The sequence below is a fragment of the Herbidospora sp. NBRC 101105 genome (assembly GCF_030269205.1).
Lineage (GTDB): Bacteria > Actinomycetota > Actinomycetes > Streptosporangiales > Streptosporangiaceae > Herbidospora > Herbidospora solisilvae.
This window is the reverse complement of record NZ_BSSX01000007.1, coordinates 323,310-340,392: the sequence shown is the minus strand read 5'-3', so window position 1 is coordinate 340,392 and position 17,083 is coordinate 323,310. Positions and strand designations below refer to the sequence as shown.

Annotated in this window: 22 protein-coding genes; 13 read left to right on the top strand and 9 right to left on the bottom strand. The window is 71.7% G+C overall.

All coding sequences use genetic code 11. From position 1 onward, the window contains the following. Window positions 1–10 precede the first annotated feature (10 nt). Together QSK34_RS28305 and QSK34_RS28300 are read left to right on the top strand one after the other, a co-directional pair. Window positions 11–712 (top strand): helix-turn-helix domain-containing protein, encoded by a 702-nt coding sequence (locus QSK34_RS28305; RefSeq protein ID WP_285588353.1) that lies wholly within the window; start codon window positions 11–13, stop codon window positions 710–712. Continuing rightward, window positions 709–1,293, top strand: a complete 585-nt coding sequence (locus QSK34_RS28300) for a hypothetical protein (protein ID WP_285588352.1) — start codon at window positions 709–711, stop codon at window positions 1,291–1,293. The genes QSK34_RS28305 and QSK34_RS28300 overlap by 4 nt, the downstream gene beginning before the upstream one ends. Here the strand turns inward: QSK34_RS28300 and QSK34_RS28295 are convergent. Further along, on the bottom strand, window positions 1,190–1,921 hold the full coding sequence (locus QSK34_RS28295) for a hypothetical protein (RefSeq protein WP_285588351.1): 732 nt from the start codon (window positions 1,919–1,921) through the stop codon (window positions 1,190–1,192). The genes QSK34_RS28300 and QSK34_RS28295 overlap by 104 nt on opposite strands. 161 nt (window positions 1,922–2,082) lie before the next feature. On the opposite strand from QSK34_RS28295, the gene QSK34_RS28290 reads away from it, so the two are divergent. Next, window positions 2,083–3,510 (top strand): alpha/beta hydrolase, encoded by a 1,428-nt coding sequence (locus tag QSK34_RS28290; RefSeq protein ID WP_285588350.1) that lies wholly within the window; start codon window positions 2,083–2,085, stop codon window positions 3,508–3,510. Beyond that, window positions 3,507–3,971, top strand: a complete 465-nt coding sequence (locus QSK34_RS28285) for a hypothetical protein (RefSeq protein WP_285588349.1) — start codon at window positions 3,507–3,509, stop codon at window positions 3,969–3,971. Before QSK34_RS28290 ends, QSK34_RS28285 begins: the two co-directional genes overlap by 4 nt. On the opposite strand, the gene QSK34_RS28280 is transcribed toward QSK34_RS28285, so the two are convergent. Beyond that, complete coding sequence (locus tag QSK34_RS28280) at window positions 3,939–5,162, bottom strand: cytochrome P450 family protein (protein ID WP_285588348.1); 1,224 nt, start codon at window positions 5,160–5,162, stop codon at window positions 3,939–3,941. The genes QSK34_RS28285 and QSK34_RS28280 overlap by 33 nt on opposite strands. Before the next feature lie 69 nt (window positions 5,163–5,231). Further along, window positions 5,232–5,672, bottom strand: coding sequence for a redox-sensitive transcriptional activator SoxR (soxR, locus tag QSK34_RS28275; protein WP_285588835.1), 441 nt, complete (start codon window positions 5,670–5,672; stop codon window positions 5,232–5,234). Between the two features lie 54 nt (window positions 5,673–5,726). On the opposite strand from soxR, the gene QSK34_RS28270 reads away from it, so the two are divergent. Both QSK34_RS28270 and QSK34_RS28265 read left to right on the top strand, forming a co-directional pair. Then, window positions 5,727–6,617, top strand: coding sequence for an NADP-dependent oxidoreductase (locus tag QSK34_RS28270; protein WP_353051439.1), 891 nt, complete (start codon window positions 5,727–5,729; stop codon window positions 6,615–6,617). Between the two features lie 9 nt (window positions 6,618–6,626). Beyond that, on the top strand, window positions 6,627–6,935 hold the full coding sequence (locus QSK34_RS28265) for a hypothetical protein (RefSeq protein ID WP_030456044.1): 309 nt from the start codon (window positions 6,627–6,629) through the stop codon (window positions 6,933–6,935). A 47-nt stretch (window positions 6,936–6,982) separates the two neighbouring features. On the opposite strand, the gene QSK34_RS28260 is transcribed toward QSK34_RS28265, so the two are convergent. Next, window positions 6,983–7,498, bottom strand: a complete 516-nt coding sequence (locus QSK34_RS28260) for a nucleotidyltransferase family protein (RefSeq protein ID WP_285588344.1) — start codon at window positions 7,496–7,498, stop codon at window positions 6,983–6,985. Between the two features lie 138 nt (window positions 7,499–7,636). Between QSK34_RS28260 and QSK34_RS28255 the strand changes: the two genes are divergently transcribed. Together QSK34_RS28255 and QSK34_RS28250 are read left to right on the top strand one after the other, a co-directional pair. Beyond that, the gene (locus QSK34_RS28255) at window positions 7,637–8,131 is read left to right on the top strand and encodes a DUF1360 domain-containing protein (protein WP_285588342.1); all 495 of its coding nucleotides are present in this window, start codon (window positions 7,637–7,639) and stop codon (window positions 8,129–8,131) included. Beyond that, entirely contained in the window at window positions 8,128–8,634 is a 507-nt protein-coding gene (locus QSK34_RS28250) for a DUF6328 family protein (RefSeq protein ID WP_161481965.1), read from the top strand. The genes QSK34_RS28255 and QSK34_RS28250 overlap by 4 nt, the downstream gene beginning before the upstream one ends. On the opposite strand, the gene QSK34_RS28245 is transcribed toward QSK34_RS28250, so the two are convergent. Next, window positions 8,601–9,548: a TIGR03557 family F420-dependent LLM class oxidoreductase gene (locus QSK34_RS28245; RefSeq protein ID WP_285588339.1), complete on the bottom strand. Its 948-nt coding sequence runs from the start codon at window positions 9,546–9,548 to the stop codon at window positions 8,601–8,603. The two genes, QSK34_RS28250 and QSK34_RS28245, sit on opposite strands and share 34 nt — an antisense overlap. A gap of 62 nt (window positions 9,549–9,610) precedes the next feature. Between QSK34_RS28245 and QSK34_RS28240 the strand changes: the two genes are divergently transcribed. Continuing rightward, window positions 9,611–9,760 (top strand): GPGG-motif small membrane protein, encoded by a 150-nt coding sequence (locus tag QSK34_RS28240; RefSeq protein WP_169807523.1) that lies wholly within the window; start codon window positions 9,611–9,613, stop codon window positions 9,758–9,760. A 54-nt stretch (window positions 9,761–9,814) separates the two neighbouring features. On the opposite strand, the gene QSK34_RS28235 is transcribed toward QSK34_RS28240, so the two are convergent. Both QSK34_RS28235 and QSK34_RS28230 read right to left on the bottom strand, forming a co-directional pair. Further along, window positions 9,815–10,534, bottom strand: coding sequence for a metallophosphoesterase family protein (locus QSK34_RS28235; RefSeq protein ID WP_285588332.1), 720 nt, complete (start codon window positions 10,532–10,534; stop codon window positions 9,815–9,817). Further along, window positions 10,531–10,776 (bottom strand): BON domain-containing protein, encoded by a 246-nt coding sequence (locus QSK34_RS28230; RefSeq protein WP_285588330.1) that lies wholly within the window; start codon window positions 10,774–10,776, stop codon window positions 10,531–10,533. The genes QSK34_RS28235 and QSK34_RS28230 overlap by 4 nt, the downstream gene beginning before the upstream one ends. A gap of 274 nt (window positions 10,777–11,050) precedes the next feature. On the opposite strand from QSK34_RS28230, the gene QSK34_RS28225 reads away from it, so the two are divergent. Then, on the top strand, window positions 11,051–12,247 hold the full coding sequence (locus QSK34_RS28225; protein WP_285588329.1) for a glycosyltransferase: 1,197 nt from the start codon (window positions 11,051–11,053) through the stop codon (window positions 12,245–12,247). Next, complete coding sequence (locus QSK34_RS28220) at window positions 12,244–13,167, top strand: glycosyltransferase family 9 protein (protein WP_285588328.1); 924 nt, start codon at window positions 12,244–12,246, stop codon at window positions 13,165–13,167. Before QSK34_RS28225 ends, QSK34_RS28220 begins: the two co-directional genes overlap by 4 nt. On the opposite strand, the gene QSK34_RS28215 is transcribed toward QSK34_RS28220, so the two are convergent. Continuing rightward, window positions 13,157–14,164, bottom strand: coding sequence for a glycosyltransferase family 9 protein (locus QSK34_RS28215; protein ID WP_285588326.1), 1,008 nt, complete (start codon window positions 14,162–14,164; stop codon window positions 13,157–13,159). The genes QSK34_RS28220 and QSK34_RS28215 overlap by 11 nt on opposite strands. Before the next feature lie 111 nt (window positions 14,165–14,275). Between QSK34_RS28215 and QSK34_RS28210 the strand changes: the two genes are divergently transcribed. Then, window positions 14,276–15,580: a PfkB family carbohydrate kinase gene (locus QSK34_RS28210; RefSeq protein ID WP_285588324.1), complete on the top strand. Its 1,305-nt coding sequence runs from the start codon at window positions 14,276–14,278 to the stop codon at window positions 15,578–15,580. A 29-nt stretch (window positions 15,581–15,609) separates the two neighbouring features. Next, window positions 15,610–15,876: a hypothetical protein gene (locus QSK34_RS28205; protein ID WP_161481958.1), complete on the top strand. Its 267-nt coding sequence runs from the start codon at window positions 15,610–15,612 to the stop codon at window positions 15,874–15,876. A 220-nt stretch (window positions 15,877–16,096) separates the two neighbouring features. Here the strand turns inward: QSK34_RS28205 and QSK34_RS28200 are convergent, their stop codons facing one another. Further along, window positions 16,097–17,023: an RNA polymerase sigma-70 factor gene (locus QSK34_RS28200; RefSeq protein ID WP_285588318.1), complete on the bottom strand. Its 927-nt coding sequence runs from the start codon at window positions 17,021–17,023 to the stop codon at window positions 16,097–16,099. Between the last annotated feature and the right edge of the window lie 60 nt (window positions 17,024–17,083).

The following is a 17,083-nucleotide window of genomic DNA, read 5'->3' as shown; positions in this document are numbered from 1 at the left end:
AATCGGAGGCATGCGGATCGGGGAACTCGCCGAGATCGCCGGGGTCTCCACCCGGACCATCCGGCACTACCACCACACGGGCCTGCTGGCCGAGCCCACCCGGCGGGCCAACGGCTACCGCGACTACCGGTTGCGCGACGCGGTCGTGCTGGCCCGCATCCGGCGGCTGGCCGAGCTCGGCCTGTCGCTCGACGAGATCCGCGACGTGCTGGCCGACGACGAGGGCCGGGAGCTGCGCGAGGTGCTGCTGGAGCTCGACGCCGACCTGGCCCGCGAGCAGCAGGCCATCGCGGCGAAACGAGCGCGCCTGTCCAGGTTGCTGGCGATCGAGGGTGATCTGAGCGCCGACGCGGTGGTCTCTCCGGAGATGGCCGACGTGCTGGGCGCGCTGCCCGGCGAGGGCTTCGCCAAGTTCGACCGGGAGATGATGTCGCTGCTCCCGCCCGAGGTGCTGGCCGAACTGGGTCCCATGGTCGAGGGCGCGGCCGACCTCTACGCCCGTCTCGACGCCCTCCACGACGCCGCGCCCGACGACCCCCGGGTGGCCGCGCTGGCCGCCGACCTGCTGCGTGCCCTGCCCGCGTCGATGCTGGGCGGGCTCGGCGAGGAGAGCGGGGAACGCTGGCTCGGCGAGCTCGGAGTCGAGATCCTCCCCGCCCAGGCGGCGGTCTTCCACCAGGTCATGGCGATGGCGAGGGAGCGGAACCGGTGATCGTGCGACTGTTGCGGTTCGAGGTCGACGGGCTCGTGTCGGTCGGCCGGTGGTTGCTGCGGCGGCCCGACGTGCCGGCCGGGGCGGTGGCGGTGCCCTACGCGAAGGCGCAGAACCCGCTCCTCACGGTCTTCCTCGTCGTCCAGGTCGTCGAGACCGTCGGCGTGGAGCTGCTGCTGCGGGGGCTCGGCGTGCCCGAGGCGGTGCGAGTCCCGCTGCTGGCCCTGGGCGTCTACGGGTCGGTCATGGTGGCCGGCATGATCGCGTCGGGTGTGGTCAGGCCCCATGTGGTGACCGGCGCCGAGCTGCGCGTCCGGCTGGGCCACTACCTCGACGTGCGGGTGCCGGTCGAACTCGTCGAGAGCACCGGCACGGTCCGCGGCTACGAGTCGTCGCTGAAGGTCGACGGCGAACGGCTGATCGTGCCGGTCGGGTCGCAGACCAACACCCGCGTCACCCTGCGCGAGCCGATCACCGTCACCCGGCCGCTCGGGAGAACGGCCGAGGTGCGAGTGATCGACTTCTATGCGGAGTCACCACCGGCAGCAGTGGGGAGACCGTCGTCAGCTCCCGGGCGGTGAGCACCATCCAGAGCGCGTCGGCCACCAGCGTGGCGTCGAGCAGGACCTCGTAGGCCGTCCAGTCGGGGTCGCCGTCGACGAGGATCCCGGGCGGCATCGGCACGATCTGCCCCAGCAGCGTGGTCGCGGCGGCGAGCAGCCCGGCCGCCAGGGTGGCGAGGCTCCACCGCCCGTCGAAGAACTGGAGCGTCAGGACCAGCCCCCACCAGACGACCAGGATGGTCGTGAGCGGCGGGCTCAGCAGCCAGCCGATCAGTCCGAGGATCATCAGCACGATCCGCACCTGCCAGGGCAGCTCCGGGAACACGTCGGGCAGCAGGACCACCACGGCGACGATCAAGGCGATCGGGATCAGCGTGGACAGGAGGTCGGGCAGCTCCGCCAGCACCGTCCACAGCAGGGTGTCGCACAGTGCCAGCGCGATGAGGGCCTGGCGCAGCCCCCGGTGCACGGTGAGCGGCGGCATGCGCAGCAGGGCCCAGAGCAGGCAGCCGTGCAGCGCGCCGATCACGACGAGGCCGGGGATCAGCGCCCACCCGCCGGCGTCCTCGTCCCACCAGCCGTTCATGGTCGCCACGGCGTGCAGCGCCCGGACCTCGCCGGTGATCGCGAAGTAGGCCAGCACCACGCCATAAATGCCGACAATTGCCGCAACCAACGATTTCGACATGTCATTCATCCCTTTTCTGGGCGCAAAGCGACGATCTTAGCGCGGATTATTCGGATGAATGTGGGTGAAGCGACAAGCGCCTGACCAGGAGCAAAGCGGACTGCGATCCTGTCTCGGTCATGGTGGACCAGACTGCCTCCCTCGAACGGGTCACCGCCATCGCCGCCGAGCACCACACGGCACTCGATCAGGCGACCCGCCTGGTGCACGCCATCGCCTGGACCGGCGGTGGCGCCTCGGCATTCGCCGAACTGCTCACCGAGCAGCGCACCACCCTCCACGCGGCCCTCTCCGAATCGATTTCCCTTTTTTCCGGTACGCCCGAACTCGCGGCCGGAATACCCCGGCTCCCCCGCCCGAAAGGCGCGTTCGCGGGTTTCTCCCGGAACGTGCTGCCGACCCTCGCCGGTGAATTGTGCGCCGCCTCCCGAAATCTGGAGGAGATGGCCGTGTTCCTGTCACAGGAGCTGTCGGCGGCCGGGATGTCCGACCGTCCGGCCCGGGTCATCGCCGACATCGCGTTCTGGTCGGGCGAACAGGCCAGGGACATCCGCGCCCGGCTGGTCGAGCTGCCTCCCGGTGAGACCCTGCCCGCCGCCCTGGCCGCCTACGGCGTTTTCGGCGCCCACGCCGGCGACGAGGCCGGCGCCGGACCCCTGCTCACGCGGGTCGCCGCCGGCGACCCGGCGGCCGTCGACGCCCTGCTGGGCCTCCAGCACCGCTGCGCCTCCCCCGGTCTCGGGGCCCGGGTCGGCGCCTGGTGGACGCTGCAGCGTCCGGCGGTCCAGGCGACCTCCCTGGGCCTGCCCGCCTTCGGCGGCCTGCACGGCCTGCCGGCGGTGGTGCGCGACTCCGCCAACCGGGAGTTCCTCCGGGTCGAGCACGGCCTGCTCACCCACGACCTCCACCGGCTCGGCGCGTCGGTGATGTGGCAGTCCGACCGCGACCTGCCGCGCAGCTGGGACCGGGTGAACATCCAGCTCAAACGCCTGGAGACGATCAAGTCGGTGACCGCCCCGGTGCCCGGCTACCCCGACCCGATGCTGCTCGGCTTCGACGTCTCCGGCCAGGGACGGCTCACCGTCTCGTGGGGCGACCCCGACACCGCGCAGACCACCGTGATCTTCGTCCACGGCCTGAACACCGGCCTCGCCGGCGCGACGACCAGCGTCACCCGCGCCCAGTTGTTGTGGCGGCAGGCCTCGACGATGGCGGGCACCCCGGTGGCCTGCGTCACCTGGGACGGCTACGACACCCCGCTGGTCGACTTCGGCGCCTTCACCCCCGACCGCAACGCCGCCCTGGGCGGCCAGGCGCTGACCGCGTTCTGCCTGGGCCTGCGGGCCGCCCACACGCCGTCGGCGACGGCCAGGAGCGTGCTGATCGGGCACGGCGACGGCGCGCTGACCGTCCACCGGGCCCTGGCCGGGTGGGCCGGGCTGGCCGACGACGTGATCCTCCTCGAACAGGGCGACGGTGACTGGCGGCCGGAGTCGGCCGCCCTCCGCGACGTGGCCACCATCGTCAACGGATCGGCGCCCCGATGAAGACCGCGCTCGTGTTCTGGTTCCTTCTCACCCTCACGGGATGTGGCATGTCGGACGACGACGAACTGACCCAGATCCGGGCGACCGACCGGGTGGAGAAGCTGGTCCGCGACACGGCGGGGGCGCTGACGCCGCCGCCGCAGCTCGAACTCATCCCGGTGTCGGTCACCCCGACGGCCTGCCTCGACAAGAGCGAGTCGCTGCAGAAGATCGTGGTCAGCCGGGCCTACTGGCTGCGCGGCGTCGACCGCAACCAGCACATGGTGGTCTCCCGCCAGGTCGCCGACTACTGGAAGGAGCAGGGTTTCCAGGTCATCGCCAAGAACGCCGACCCCGGCGACCCCGACCTCAGCGGGGTCACCGAGCCCGACAAGTTCATCCTCGCGCTGACCTGGGGTTCCGGCGACCACATCTATCTGGCCGCGACCTCACCCTGCGTCTGGCCCGAGTCGTACCGGTAGCCGGTCGAGGGCGCGCAGCAGCGGCAGCGGCCGCCACCGCAGGTCCTCCGCCGGCACGGCCAGGCTCAGCTCCGGGAAACGCTCGAACAACCGCGCCAGCGCGATCCGCGCCTCCAGCCGGGCCAGCGGCGCCCCCAGGCAGTAGTGGATGCCGTGCCCGAAGGCCAGGTGGGGGCCGTCGTCGCGGGTGAGGTCGAGCCGGTCGGGCTCGCGGAACTCCGCCGGGTCGCGGTCGGCCGCCGAGATGGCCACCGCGACCAGCTCGCCCGCCGGGATGGCCACCCCGGCGATGGTGACCTCCTCCCCGGTCACCCGCTGCGGCGCGAAGTTGAGCGGGCCGTCGTACCGGAGGAACTCCTCGACCGCCCGGTCGATCACCTCGGGGTTCCCGAGCAGCTCGGCCCGCTGGTCGGGGTGGGTGAGCAGGGCGAGCACGGCGTTGCCGATCAGGTTGACCGTGGTCTCGTGCCCGGCCAGGAACAGCAGGAAGCAGGTCGAGATCAGCTCGACGTCGTCGAGCCTGTCGTCGTGGTCGCGGGCCTGCACCAGCCCGGTCAGGATGTCGTCGCCCGGCGCGGCCCGCTTCTCCTCGATGAGCGCCGAGAACCGCTCGACCAGCCCCGCGACGCTGCGGTCGCGCTCGGTGGGGTCGTCTCCGGCGCGGAAGGGCCGCGCCAGCAGCTCCCGCAGGTGCGCCCGCAGGTCGTCGCGGTCACGTTCGGGCACCCCGAGCAGTTCGCAGATGACCGTCATCGGCAGCGGGTAGGCGAAGGCGTCGATCAGATCGACCTCGCCGTCCATCCGGTCGAGCAGCCCGGCGGCGATCTCCTCGACCCGGGGCCGGAGCCGCTCGACCGCCCGGGGCGTGAACGCCTTGCTGACCAGCCGCCGCAGCCGGGTGTGGTCGGGCGGATCGCTGTTGAGCATGTGCGAGGCCAGCTCGGCGGGCTGGACGCGGGCGTCCGGCGTGGTGACGGCCCGCTGGAGCCCCTCGCGGAGAGCGGCGGCGTCCTTGCGGAGCCGGGGATCGGCCAGGGCCTCGCGGGCGTCGTCGTAGCGGGTGATCAGCCACATGCGGATCCCGTTGGGCATCACGACCTGGACGACCGGCCCCTCGGCCCGGAGCGCCCGGTAGGCGCCGTACGGATCGCGCAGGTAGTCGTCACCGAGCTCGGTCAGACCGTGCGACACACGAGGCTCCTTTCCCCACCCGTAGTCATGGCCCGCCGGCCCGGCCGCGACGCCGACGGGGCCGAGCCTTTACGGGAAACGGTGCAGACCAGGACCTTTGCTACCCAGGACGTCGCCGGGGTTCGAGTAGGGGCACGACACCAGCGACAGGCAGCCGCAGCCGATGCAGTTGGAGAAGTTGTCGCGCAGCGCGGTCAGCTCCTCGATGCGCCGGGTCAGGTCGTCGTGCCATTCGCGGCTGATGCGGGCCCAGTCGCGTTTGCCGGGCACGCCGTCGGCCGGGAGGCGGTCGAGGGCCTCCTTGATGCGCTCCAGGGAGACGCCGACCCGCTGGGCCACCCGGATGAAGGCGATCACCCGCAGCACGTCGCGGCGGTATTCGCGCCGGTTGCCGGCGGTGCGGCGGCTCTGGATGAGGCCGAGGCTCTCGTAGTAGTGGAGGGCCGAGACGGCCACGCCGGCGCGTTCGGCGACCTGGCCGGGCCTCAGCCAGACCGCGTCGGGATCGATCACCCTTCGTCCCCCCGTTGACGTCAAGTGCGCTTGATGAAGTGGACTCTACCCATGGCAATCATGCGGGCGGCCGGAGTGGCCGAGTTCGGGGCGGCGGACCGGCTTCGGATCGTGGAGGTGCCCCGGCCGGAGCCGGGGCCGGGCGAGGTGCTGGTCCGGGTGCGGGCGGCCGGGGTGCAGCCGGCCGACGTGGCGGTGCGCTCGGGGTGGCTGCCGCCGGGGGCGCCGCCTGCGCAGTTCCCGGTCGTCCCCGGCAACGAGTTCTCCGGGGTCGTCGAGGGCACCGGCGAGGAGGTCGTCGGGTTCCGGGTGATGCGGTGCTACGCCGAATACGTGGTGGTCCCGGAGACGCAGGTCGTGCCGAAACCCGAGGGGGTCGCCTGGGCGGCGGCCGGGGCGTTGTCGGCGTCGGGGCAGACGGCCCACACCGCGCTGGAGCGCCTGGCCCTTCGGAAGGGCGAGACCCTGCTCGTGCACGGCGCGGCGGGCGGGGTCGGGACCATGATCACGCAGCTCGCCGTGCGGAAGGGCGTGCGGGTCGTCGGTACGGCCGGCGCCGCCAACCAGGACCATCTACGGAACCTCGGGGCGGTCCCGGTCGTGTACGGCGACGGCGAGCTCGACCGGCTCAGGGAGACCGGGCCCTTCGACGCGGTGCTCGACGCGGCAGGCCACGGGAACCTGCACACCGCCGTGCGGCTCGTGGAGGACCGGACGCGGATCGGCTCGATCGTCGACTGGGACCTCGCGAAGGAGCTCGGCTGCCGGTGGATCGGCAGCGACCGGAACCGCGACCGGCTCGCCGAGCTGCTCGACCTGGTCGCCGAAGGGGAGCTGCGGGTGACCGTCAGGGCGGCGTACCCGCTGGAGGAGGCCTCGAAGGCGCACGCCGACGTGGAATCGGGGCACGGACGGGGGAAGGTCGTGCTGATTGTCGGGTAGGGGAGGCCGATGGACGAAAACGGACTCACCGTGAACCTCATCGGCTATCACGTCGAGGCCGTCGACGGCCGGATCGGAACCGTCGACGCCGTCAGCGACGAGATCGACGAGGGCTACCTCGTCATCGACACCGGACCGTGGATCTTCGGGCACCGGGTCATGCTGCCCGCCAGCGTGATCACGCAGGTCGACGCATCGCAACGGAAGATCTACGTCGACCGGACCCAGAAGGAGATCAGCGACGCGCCGGACTTCATCATGGCCGACGACCCGCCCCACCGGGCCTACGCCGACCGGTTCCCCTACGGGATCTCCTGAGAAACGAAAATGCCCCGCCCCTCAGGGGGCGGGGCATGAGAAAACGTCTACGGCCAGCGGTCGACCCGCACCGGGGTCGGCTTCTCGATCACGCCGAGGCGCTCCAGCAGCACCAGGAACGTCGAGGCGTAGGGCGACGACTCGGCCACCCCGGCCACGCGGTCCCAGTCGACCTGCTCCCGCATCGCCCGGACGGTCGGCAGCAGCCCCGAGTAGTCGCAACTGTGCTCCGACAGCGGCAGGATCCACGAGATCACCAGGTCGGTCGCCTCCAGCACCGGCAGGCTGAGCGCCGCGGTGTTGATCATCGTGGCGCGCCCGATCATCTCGGGGGTGACGGGCCGGTCGGCCAGCTGGAAGATCAGGTCGACCAGCACGCCCTCTTCGTCGAAGGCCTTGACCAGCCAGTCCTCGGGCGGGCGTTCGGTCCGGAAGCCCATGTTCTCCAGCGTCTTCAGCGCCAACGGGACGTCCTCTTCGACCAGCGCGAAGTCGACGTCGTGCAGAGAAGGGGCCGCTCCCCTGGCGTATCCGGCGCAGCCGCCGGCCAGGGCGAAGCGCACGCCCACCTCCTTGAGGCCGGACCCCGCCCGCTTCAGCGTGTCCAGGATGGCGTCGGTTACCTCGTGACTGTGACTACCCACGCGCACCGTTTGCCCCGGAACGTTCGACCCAAACAATCCGGGGTAATACGTCGCGCCATGACCGAGACCCTCAGAGAGATCAACGACGCGTACTCCAAGGAGCGCCCTTTGGCTTCTTACGCCAGGGTCCTCGGTGTGTACGGCACCGCCGTCGCCGCCCTCCTGGCCGCCGGAAGGCTGACCGGGCGCAAGGCCCCCGACCGGGTGGCCCCCATGGACCTCGCCCTGATGTCGGTGGCCACCCACCGCCTGTCCCGGACGATCGCGAAGGACACCGTCACCAGCCCGCTCAGGGCGCCCTTCACGCGGTACGTCGGGGTCTCCGGGCCCTCCGAACTGAAGGAGGAGGTCCGCGGCGAGGGCCACCGCCACGCCGTGGGCGAGCTCCTGAGCTGCCCGTTCTGCCTGGCCCAGTGGATCGCGACCGGCTACGCGGCCGGGATGGTCTTCGCCCCCGGGGTGACCCGCCTGGTGGGGGCGACGATGACGGCGGTGGCGGTGTCCGACTGGTTACAGCTCGCGTACTCGAAAATGATCAAGGTGGCGAAATGAGCGAACAAGAGCACAGGATCCTGTTGACCAACCCCGAGGAGAACCCCAAGGAACGGGTGGACCGTGAGCTGAGCGAACTCCTCCAAGGCCTGCGCGTCCAGTCGACCGGGGTCCAGGTGCTGTTCGCGTTTCTGCTGACGCTCCCCTTCTCCGCGGGGTTCAGCCGGGTCGACGAGTTCGGCAAGTGGCTGTTCTACGCCGCCCTGGTGTCGGCGGCGGTGGCCTCGATCTGCCTGCTGGCCCCCGCGGTGCAGAACCGGATCCTGTTCCGGTCGGGCCTGAAGGAGATCATGCTCCACCGGGCCAACGAGCTGGCGGTGGTCGGGGGGATCGCCCTGGCGGTGTCGATGACCTGCTCGACCGGGCTGGTCGTCGAGGTCTACCTGGGCGCCACCCCGGCCATTCTGATCGCGGCCGGAGTGGTCTTACTGAGCACCTGGTTGTGGTTCGTGCAGCCGCTGCTGACCCTTCAGCGGAACCGCGGCAGGATCGCCGACTCGTAGAACTCGAAGAAGCCCTCCTGGTCGGGCCCGATCTGGGCGATGTAGATCTCGTCGTATCCGGCGTCCACGAACTGCTGGATCGCCGCGATGTGCACCTCGGGATCGGGACCGACCGGGAGGGTCAGGTCGTCGGGCCGGACCAGCGTGGCGAGCTGCTCGAAGTGGCGCGGCAGCGGGAGCAGCTGGCTGGCCTCGCCCTCGATGCCCTCGGTGGGCCACAGACGGTGGGCCAGCCGGCGGGCGTCGTCCTCGTCGGTGCCCCAGCAGACCTTCAGGCCGGCCTGCGCCGGCTTGCCCGCTCCCCCGGCCTTCCGGTACGCCTCCAGCAGGTCGGCGTCCGGCAGCACCGACACGAAGCCGTCGCCGATGCGGCCCGCGAGCTCGGCCGAGCCGGGGCCGAAGGCCGAGACGTAGACGGGCGGGGGTTCGTCGGGCAGCGTGTAGAGCCGGGCGTTCTCGACGTCGTAGAACTCGCCGTGGTGGGTGACCAGGCCGCCCTCCCACAGTTCGCGGATGACGCCCACGGCCTCCTCCAGCATGCGCTGCCGGTCGCCGGCCGGGGGCCACGGGTCGCCGAAGATGTGCTCGTTGAGGGCCTCGCCCGTACCGACCCCGAGATGGAAGCGGCCGTCGAGCAGGACCTGCGCGGTGGCCGCGGCCTGCGCCACGATCGCCGGGTGGATCCGCACCAGCGGACAGGTCACCGCCGTCGTCACCGGCAGGGAGACCACCTGGGAGAGCGCGCCGATCACCGACCAGACGAAGGAGCTCTCGCCCTGCTCGTCGATCCAGGGGTGGAAGTGGTCGGAGATCCACAGACCCTCGAACCCCGCCTGCTCGGCGAGCACGGCCTGCCTGACCAGCTCTTTCGGGCTGTGCTCCTCGGAGCTGAGGAAGTAACCAAAACGTGTCATGAAATCTCCCCTGCCCATGTTCCCTGGCGTTAATGACCGCTTCGGGAGGGCAGTCGAGCTTCATGGCTACTTTGCTCTGGATCATCGCGGTCGTACTCGTCATCGCCGGGATCTACGTGATCCTCGCTCGTCGGGACATCCTGTGGGGGATCGTCCTCATCGTCCTCGGGTTCCTCGTGGGGCCCGGCGGCGTCAGTATCTTCAACGTATAGCGACATGAGAACACGACAATGGCGGCCGGAGGGTCCGGCCGCCATTACGTGTTCCTAGCACTCCTCCGAGCCGAGGCAGTAGGTGGCGTAGGCCCGGCGCAGCACGGGCAGCGCCACGTTCCTGACCCGGATCCCGCCCGGGGTCATGCCCTTCTCGGTGCCCGCGTGGGCGTGGCCGTGGACGATCAGGTCGGCGCCCTCCGCGTCGACCGCCTCGGCGAGCAGATAACTGCCGAGGAAGGGGTAGATCTCCGGCGGCTCCCCGTGCAGGGTCTCCTTGACCGGCGAATAGTGGCTGAGCACCACGCGGTATTCGGTGTCGAGGCTCTTCAGCGCCACCCGCCACCGGTCGGCGATCTCCCGCGTGTGCCGGACGAACGCCTTGGTCTCGGGCTCCCCGAACTCGCTGGCCGACTTGCCGGCGAACCCGCCGCCGAAGCCCTTGCCCCCCGCCACCCCGAGCCGGCCGCCGAGGAGCGTCTCGGCGGTGTCGTCAAGCACGATCCCGCCGGCCTCCCGCAGGACGGCGATGATCTCCTCCTCGACGTCGGAGTGGTAGTCGTGGTTGCCCAGCACGAAGACGACGGGCACCGGCAGGCCGCGGAACTCCTCGGCGACGATCTTGCCTTCGTCGAGGGTGCCGTGGCGGGTCAGGTCGCCGCCGACCAGCAGGACGTCGGCGCGTTCTTCGATGCCCTCCAGGTGGGGCCGGTAGCTGCCCCGCTGGGCCTCTCCCAGATGGATGTCGGCGACGGCCGCGACACGGATGCTCACAGCTGCTCCTCCTCGCCGGGGTCACGCACTTCGACGCAGGTCACCTCGTTGTGGACGGTCAGGCCCGGGGCGGCCTCCTGGGCCACCTCGGTCAGCAGATGTCGCTGGTCGTCGCCGGTCACCTGACCGCGCAGGAAGAGCTGGTCTCCCCGCACGTCGACCCGGATGCCGAGTTCGTTCGTCCGGCCGTCCTCCGCGATGGCTTGCTGCACGCGGGCGGCCACATAGTGCGGTGTGTCCATAGAGAAAACGCCTGCCCGCCTCTTTTCCGGCGAAACAGGATGTTTGCTGGACGGCCCATAGGTTAAAGTGAAGGCAATCTTGTGCCTAGGAAGCAGGCACCTCCCTCGCTGACGCATGCCGTCCCGGAGGTCCCTTGCTCACCGCACATTCCCCCCTTTTCGCCGCGTCTAACCGGCGTGCTCTCCTCCCGGCTCCCGTGACCCCGGACTCGGGCCACCCGTTCGCCCGCGATCCCGCCCGCGAGCGGGACCAGCCGTTCCCGGAGGCAACCCCATGAAGATCGCCATGATCTCGGAGCACGCCAGCCCGCTCGCCTGCGTCGGCACCACCGACGCCGGCGGCCAGAACGTCCACGTGGACGCGCTGGCCAGGGCGGTCGCGGCGCTCGGTCACGAGGTCGTCGTCTACACCCGCCGCGACGACGAGAAGGCGCCGGAGCGGGTGCGCATCGCGCCCCGCGTCACCGTCGTGCACGTGCCGGCCGGACCGGCCCGGAAGATCCCGAAGGACGACATCCTCCCGTGGGTGCCGCACTTCGCGAAGTGGCTGCGGGAACAGTGGCTGTTCGACCGGCCCGACGTGGTGCACAGCCACTTCTGGATGAGCGGCCTGGCCGCCCTCGGCTCCGCCCGTGAGCTGGGCATCCCGGTCGTGCACACCTACCACGCGCTCGGCTCGGTCAAGCGGCGCCACCAGGGCGCCGAGGACACCAGCCCGGCCGACCGCATCGAGGCCGAGACCCGGATCGGCCGCGAGGCCGACGCCATCGTCGCGACCTGCACCGACGAGGTCGACGAACTGCGCCGGATGGGGGTCAGCCGCCAGCGGGCCCGGGTCGTGCCCTGCGGGGTCGACCTGGCCCGGTTCAACCCCCACGTCGCCGCGCCGCCCACCGACCGGCCGAGGCTGGTGACGATCAGCCGCCTGGTGCCCCGCAAGGGCGTGGCGACGATCATCGAGGCGCTGCGCGGGATCAAGGGCGTCGAGCTCGTGGTGGCCGGCGGGCCGCCCGCCCACGCGCTGCACCACGACCCCGAGGTGACCCGGCTGCGCTGGCTGGCCCAGCGGAACGGCGTCGCCGACCGGGTGACCTTCGCCGGACAGGTCGCCCGCGAGGACGTGCCCGCGCTGATGCGCTCGGCCGCCGCCGTCGTCAGCGTGCCCTGGTACGAGCCCTTCGGCATGGTCGCGCTGGAGGCGATGGCCTGCGGGGTGCCGGTCGTCGCCTCGTGCGTGGGCGGCCAGAAGGAGACCGTGGTCAACGGGATCACCGGCGTGCTGGTGCCGCCCCAGCGGCCCGGCGCGCTGGCCCGAGCGGTGCAGCGGCTGCTGGCCGACCGGGTGCGGATGAGCGCCTACGGCATCGCGGGGGCCGACCGGGCCAGGGCGCGCTACGGCTGGAACAGGATCGCGACGGAGACGGTCGCCGCCTATCGAGAGGTCGGCGTCCGGTTGGAGGCGACCGCATGACGACCGCACTCGTGCTGCGCGCGCAGGGCATCGGCCATCTCCTGACGGCCGTGCCCGCCCTGCGCGCCCTGCGCCGCAGTGGCATCAGGATCGCCCTGGCCTGCCCGCCGGAGCTGAGCGAGCTGGCCGCCCTGACCGGGGTGGTCGACCGGCTCATCCCGGCGTACGGCCTGGAGCCGATCATGTGGCCCGGGCTCACCGACCGCAACTCCGACCTGCCCTTCTTCCCCGAGATCGCGGTGAACCTGCACGGCCGGGGGCCGAGGTCCACGGAGCTGCTGGCCGACCTGCGGCCCCGGAGGTTGTGGGCGTACGCGGAGGAGGCCTATCCCCCCGGGCCGAAGTGGGACGACGACGAGCACGAGACGCGGCGGTGGTGCCGCCTGGTCGAGTGGTACGGGCTGAAGGCCGACCCCCGCGACCTGCTGCTGCCCCCGCCGATGATGCCGAGCCCGGCGGCAGGCGCGGTGGTGATCCATCCGGGCGGCACGGGCCTGTCGCGGCGCTGGCCGCCGGAACGCTTCGCCGAGGTGGCGCGGGCGATGGCCGGAGAGGACCTGCCGGTCGTGGTGACCGGGTCGCGCAAGGAGCGCCCGCTGGCGCTGTTGGTGGCGACGCAGGCGGTGCTGCCGCCGCAGATCGTGCTGGCGGGCCGGACGTCGTTGCGGGAGTTGTGCGCGGTCGTGGCCGGAGCGCGGCTGTTGATCAGCTCCGACACGGGGGTGTCCCAGCTCGCGACGGCCTACGGCACCCCCTCCGTGACCATCTTCGGCCCGGAGCGGCCCGAGCGCTGGGGCCCGCCCCGGGAACGGCCCCGCCACCAGGCCCTCCGTCGGGACGCCGATCCGGCGAGCGTGACGACCTCGGACGTCCTGAGAGCCGCGTCCGCGGTGCTGAACGACGGGCTGGTCAGGCGTTGAGCAGTTCGTCCGCCTGAGCCGCCACCGCGTCGGCCCCCACGTCGGTCAGCCACGACACCGGGTGGTCGCAACCGCCCGGTTCCCGCAGGCCCGCGCCTCCGCAGGTCGGGCACTGCGTCGTCCACGAGATGAGCGGGCGGTGGTGGCTGCGGGTGAGGGGCCCGGCGTTGATCAGGTCGCCGCACCAGTAGACGCCGACGGTCGGCGTTCCGGTCGCGGCGGCCAGGCGACGGGGGCCGCTGTCGTTGGCGATCACCACGTCGCAGGCCGTGTAGAGGGCCGCCAGGCCGCCCGCCGACAACGCGCCGACGACGGGGATCGACCTCGGGATCAGCGCGGCGACCTTCTCCACCAGGTCGCGCTCGTGCTCCCCGCCGGTCACCGCGACCGGCCGGCCCAGCCGGGCGGCGGCCTCGGCGAAGCAGGCGGCCGGCCAGCGGCGGCGGGCGTCGCGGCCACCGGGGTGCACCGCGATCAGGCCGCGCGGGAGCTGCCCCAGGACCGACCGCAACTCGGCGTAGTCGTCGCGGGTCACCCGCATGCGCGGCTCGACGTCGTCGGAACTGGCCCCCACCAGGCCCGCGACCTCCAGGAAGCGCAGGGTCTCGTGCTGGTAGGGGACGTAGGGCACCCAGCGGTCGAGCGGCTGGGCGTCGTCGCCGCGCAGGCCGGCGGTCACGCGGGCGCCCAAGCCGTTGACGAAGGCGTTGGCGTGGTGGCCGTCGCCGTTCATCTGGAGGGCCAGGTCGAAGCGGCCGACGAGTTCGGGCGGCGGGTCGGGTGACTCCTCCAGGGGAGGCACCGGCACGACGTCGTCGACCGGGCCGGGACGTCCGCGCAGGAACGGCACCTGCCACTCCTTGCCGAGCAGAGTGATTCTGGCGGCCGGATAGGCACGGCGCAGCGCCTCCACGGCGGGGAGGATCAGCAGCAGGTCACCCAGGGCCGTCGCCCGCAGAACGGCGATCCGCTCGACGCTCTCGACGATGAGGTTCATCGCAGGACCTTCGATCGGTTCGGTTTCGGTACCTCGGCCCGGTTACCCGAGGGGTCCATGAGCAAACACGCTGCGGTTTTCCCCGCACGCCCCCGGGCAGCAGAGATCCCCATGACGGAAGAGACAGTGCGCCGCTTCCCCGGCCTGACGGCCGTGGTCGTCGGGGACGTGATGCTCGACTCGTGGCTCCAGGGCCAGGCCAGCCGGATGGCGCAGGAGGCGCCGGTCCCGGTGGTCAGCGTCGAGCAGATCGAGGACGCCCCCGGCGGCGCCGCCAACACCGCCGCGAATCTCGCCGCGCTGGGTGCCCGCGTGCACCTGCTCGGCGTCGCCGGCGCCGACCCCGCGGGGACGGCGCTTATCGGAGCCCTCCTCCGCCACGAGGTGGACGGGCCCATCGTCACCCGCAGCCGCCGGACCGCCGTGAAACGGCGGGTCATGTCGGGCGGGCAGATCGTGGCACGGTACGACGAAGAAGATCGTTCCCCCATCCCGGCGCAGGTCGAGCAGGAGCTGATCGCCCAGATCCGCGAGCTGGCCGACGTGGCCCACGTGGTCATCGTCTGCGACTCCGGCGCGGGCGTCTGCACCGAGGAGGTCCGCCGGGCCCTCTCGGGCCTGCCGATGCTGGTCGTGGACGCCTACGACCCCGAACTGTGGCGCGACGCCGGACCGGCCGCCGTGCTGGCCAGGCACGACGCCTGCGACCTCCTCCCGGACGACTGCGCCCCCATCGTGGTCACCGACGAGGGCGACGGCGCGGTCGTCCACCGGGAGGGCCGTGCGCCGCACCGGACCCGGCCGGGCTCGGGCGACCTCGTGGGCGCCGGGGCCGGCGACACCTTCACCGCGGTCTTCTCGCTGGCACTGGCCGCCGGGGCCGATCCGGCGACCGCCGCCGATCTGGCCCAGGCGGGCGCCGACGTGGTGTCCCGCCGTCCCGGCACGGCGGTCTGCGACGCGGCCGACCTGCTCGCCGAGCTGGGCCGCCCGCGCCCGGCCATGCCGGCCAAGGTGCTGGCCGAACGGGTCGCGGTCGAACGTGAGCAGGGCCGCCGCATCGTCTTCACCGACGGCTGCTTCGACATCCTGCACCCGGGCCACGTGACCTGCCTGGAGCAGGCCCGCCGGTTCGGCGACGTGCTGGTGGTGGGGGTGCGGGACGACCGCAGCGCGGCCCGCAGGAAGGCCCCCGACCGGCTGGTCAACACCGCCGAGGACCGGGCGGCCGTGCTGGCCGGGCTGGGCTCGGTCGACTACATCACGCTGATCGAGGACGACACCCCGGCGTCCCTGCTGAAGCTCATCCGCCCGGACGTGTACGTCAAGGGCGGCGTCGGCCACCCCGACCTGCTGCCGGAGGCCCGCCTGGTGCGGGAGCTGGGCGGCGAGGTCCGCGTCGTCGAACGGCGATAACGCACGAATCGGAGGGTAGGGGATAAATCATGACAGAGCCGAGAAAGACGGAAGAACAGGTCGACGCCCGGGGCAAGCCCATGGTGCCGGCGACGCCGCGCGACGTCGTCCACGTCAGGCTCGGGTCGTTCGGCCTGGTGATCGCGATCGCCGTGGCGGTGATCGCCGGCCTCAGCGGCGTGTGGTGGCTGATGATCGTCGGCATCGTGGGCGCCGTGGCCATCGGCATCGACATGTACGTCGCCACCCGCCGCCAGAAGTCACTGGGCGGCGGACCGCGCTCCGAGGCCGGCTGACCGTCCGAGGAAGGACCGGGCCGGGACACGACGTCCCGGCCCTGGGTTTCTCGGCCCGGTTTCCCGGCCGGGCGCACGGGCCGGTCATTGAGCCCTTCTCGTTCTGATGGCGCTGGTCAGGCTGGGGCTGTCGCCAAGACAGTGGCCGGCCATGATCCGATGCCCCGGCCGGGAGCCTCGTCGTTGTCTTACCGTGCTCACCGTGCCGCGATTCCGCCCATCATGGCGTCTGCCGGTCGCGGCGGGTCTGCTTCTTCTCGCGGATGACCGCGTGGGCGTCGGCGACCGGGCCCAGGTGAGCGAGCTTGTCGGGATTGACGATCGAGCGGATGGTCTGGATGCGACCGTCCAGGATGTCGAGCGTCCAGACGTTGAAGATGTGGCCGTCGCGGTCGCGGATGACGGCGCCCGGCTGGCCGTTCACCTCGTGCGCCTCCAGCACCGCGCCGATCTGGGCGAACGGCGGGATGGCGACGGACAGCACCCGGGCGACCTTCGCGACGCCGAAGAGGGGGATCGTACTCCCGATCTTGCCGGCGCCGTCGTTGACCAGCTGGACGTCGGCGGCCAGCAGTTCCTGCAGCCCGGTGACGTCTCCTTCCCTCATCGCACGGAAGAACCGCCCGGCGAGCTGGTCGCGGGCCCGGCGATCCGCCTCGAAGCGGGGGCGGCCCGCGTCCATGTGACGGCGCGCCTGCACCGCGAGCTGGCGGCAGGCCGCCTCCGACCGCTCCACCGCGGCGGCGATGTCCCGGTAGCTGAAGGCGAACACCTCGCGGAGCACGAAGACCGCACGTTCGAGCGGGCTGAGCCGCTCCAGCAGGATCAGGGCCGCCATCGACACCGAGTCGGCCAGCTCCGCCGACCGCTCCGGGTCCTGGTACGGGTCGGTCAGCAGCGGTTCGGGGAACCATGGCCCGACGTAAGCCTCGCGCCGGACGCGGGCCGAGCGCAGCACGTCGATCGAGATCCGCGTCACCGTGGCCGACAGGAAGGCCTTGGGCGACTCGGGCAGGGTCGGGGAGCCGTCGTAGCGCAGCCAGGCCTCCTGGACGGCGTCCTCGGCCTCACTCACGCTGCCCAGGATGCGGTAGGCGATCGCGAAAAGCAGCGGCCTCAGTTCCTGGAAGTCCTCGACGCGAGTCACGCTGACCATTGATATCAGCACTCCGGACAAAGGTGACATGGTGTCGCAGGTCACACTCGG

Excerpts from the sequence above, each read along its gene's own strand:
- QSK34_RS28225 (WP_285588329.1), top strand. The coding sequence starts at position 11,051 with ATGAAGATCGCCATGATCTCGGAGCACGCCAGCCCGCTCGCCTGCGTC.
- QSK34_RS28205 (WP_161481958.1), top strand. The coding sequence starts at position 15,610 with ATGACAGAGCCGAGAAAGACGGAAGAACAGGTCGACGCCCGGGGCAAG.
- QSK34_RS28230 (WP_285588330.1), bottom strand. The coding sequence starts at position 10,776 with ATGGACACACCGCACTATGTGGCCGCCCGCGTGCAGCAAGCCATCGCG.
- QSK34_RS28305 (WP_285588353.1), top strand. The coding sequence starts at position 11 with ATGCGGATCGGGGAACTCGCCGAGATCGCCGGGGTCTCCACCCGGACC.
- QSK34_RS28255 (WP_285588342.1), top strand. The coding sequence starts at position 7,637 with ATGACCGAGACCCTCAGAGAGATCAACGACGCGTACTCCAAGGAGCGC.
- QSK34_RS28270 (WP_353051439.1), top strand. The coding sequence starts at position 5,727 with ATGGCAATCATGCGGGCGGCCGGAGTGGCCGAGTTCGGGGCGGCGGAC.
- QSK34_RS28220 (WP_285588328.1), top strand. The coding sequence starts at position 12,244 with ATGACGACCGCACTCGTGCTGCGCGCGCAGGGCATCGGCCATCTCCTG.
- QSK34_RS28285 (WP_285588349.1), top strand. The coding sequence starts at position 3,507 with ATGAAGACCGCGCTCGTGTTCTGGTTCCTTCTCACCCTCACGGGATGT.
- QSK34_RS28250 (WP_161481965.1), top strand. The coding sequence starts at position 8,128 with ATGAGCGAACAAGAGCACAGGATCCTGTTGACCAACCCCGAGGAGAAC.
- QSK34_RS28245 (WP_285588339.1), bottom strand. The coding sequence starts at position 9,548 with ATGACACGTTTTGGTTACTTCCTCAGCTCCGAGGAGCACAGCCCGAAA.
- QSK34_RS28210 (WP_285588324.1), top strand. The coding sequence starts at position 14,276 with ATGACGGAAGAGACAGTGCGCCGCTTCCCCGGCCTGACGGCCGTGGTC.
- QSK34_RS28265 (WP_030456044.1), top strand. The coding sequence starts at position 6,627 with ATGGACGAAAACGGACTCACCGTGAACCTCATCGGCTATCACGTCGAG.
- QSK34_RS28240 (WP_169807523.1), top strand. The coding sequence starts at position 9,611 with ATGGCTACTTTGCTCTGGATCATCGCGGTCGTACTCGTCATCGCCGGG.
- QSK34_RS28215 (WP_285588326.1), bottom strand. The coding sequence starts at position 14,164 with ATGAACCTCATCGTCGAGAGCGTCGAGCGGATCGCCGTTCTGCGGGCG.
- QSK34_RS28290 (WP_285588350.1), top strand. The coding sequence starts at position 2,083 with ATGGTGGACCAGACTGCCTCCCTCGAACGGGTCACCGCCATCGCCGCC.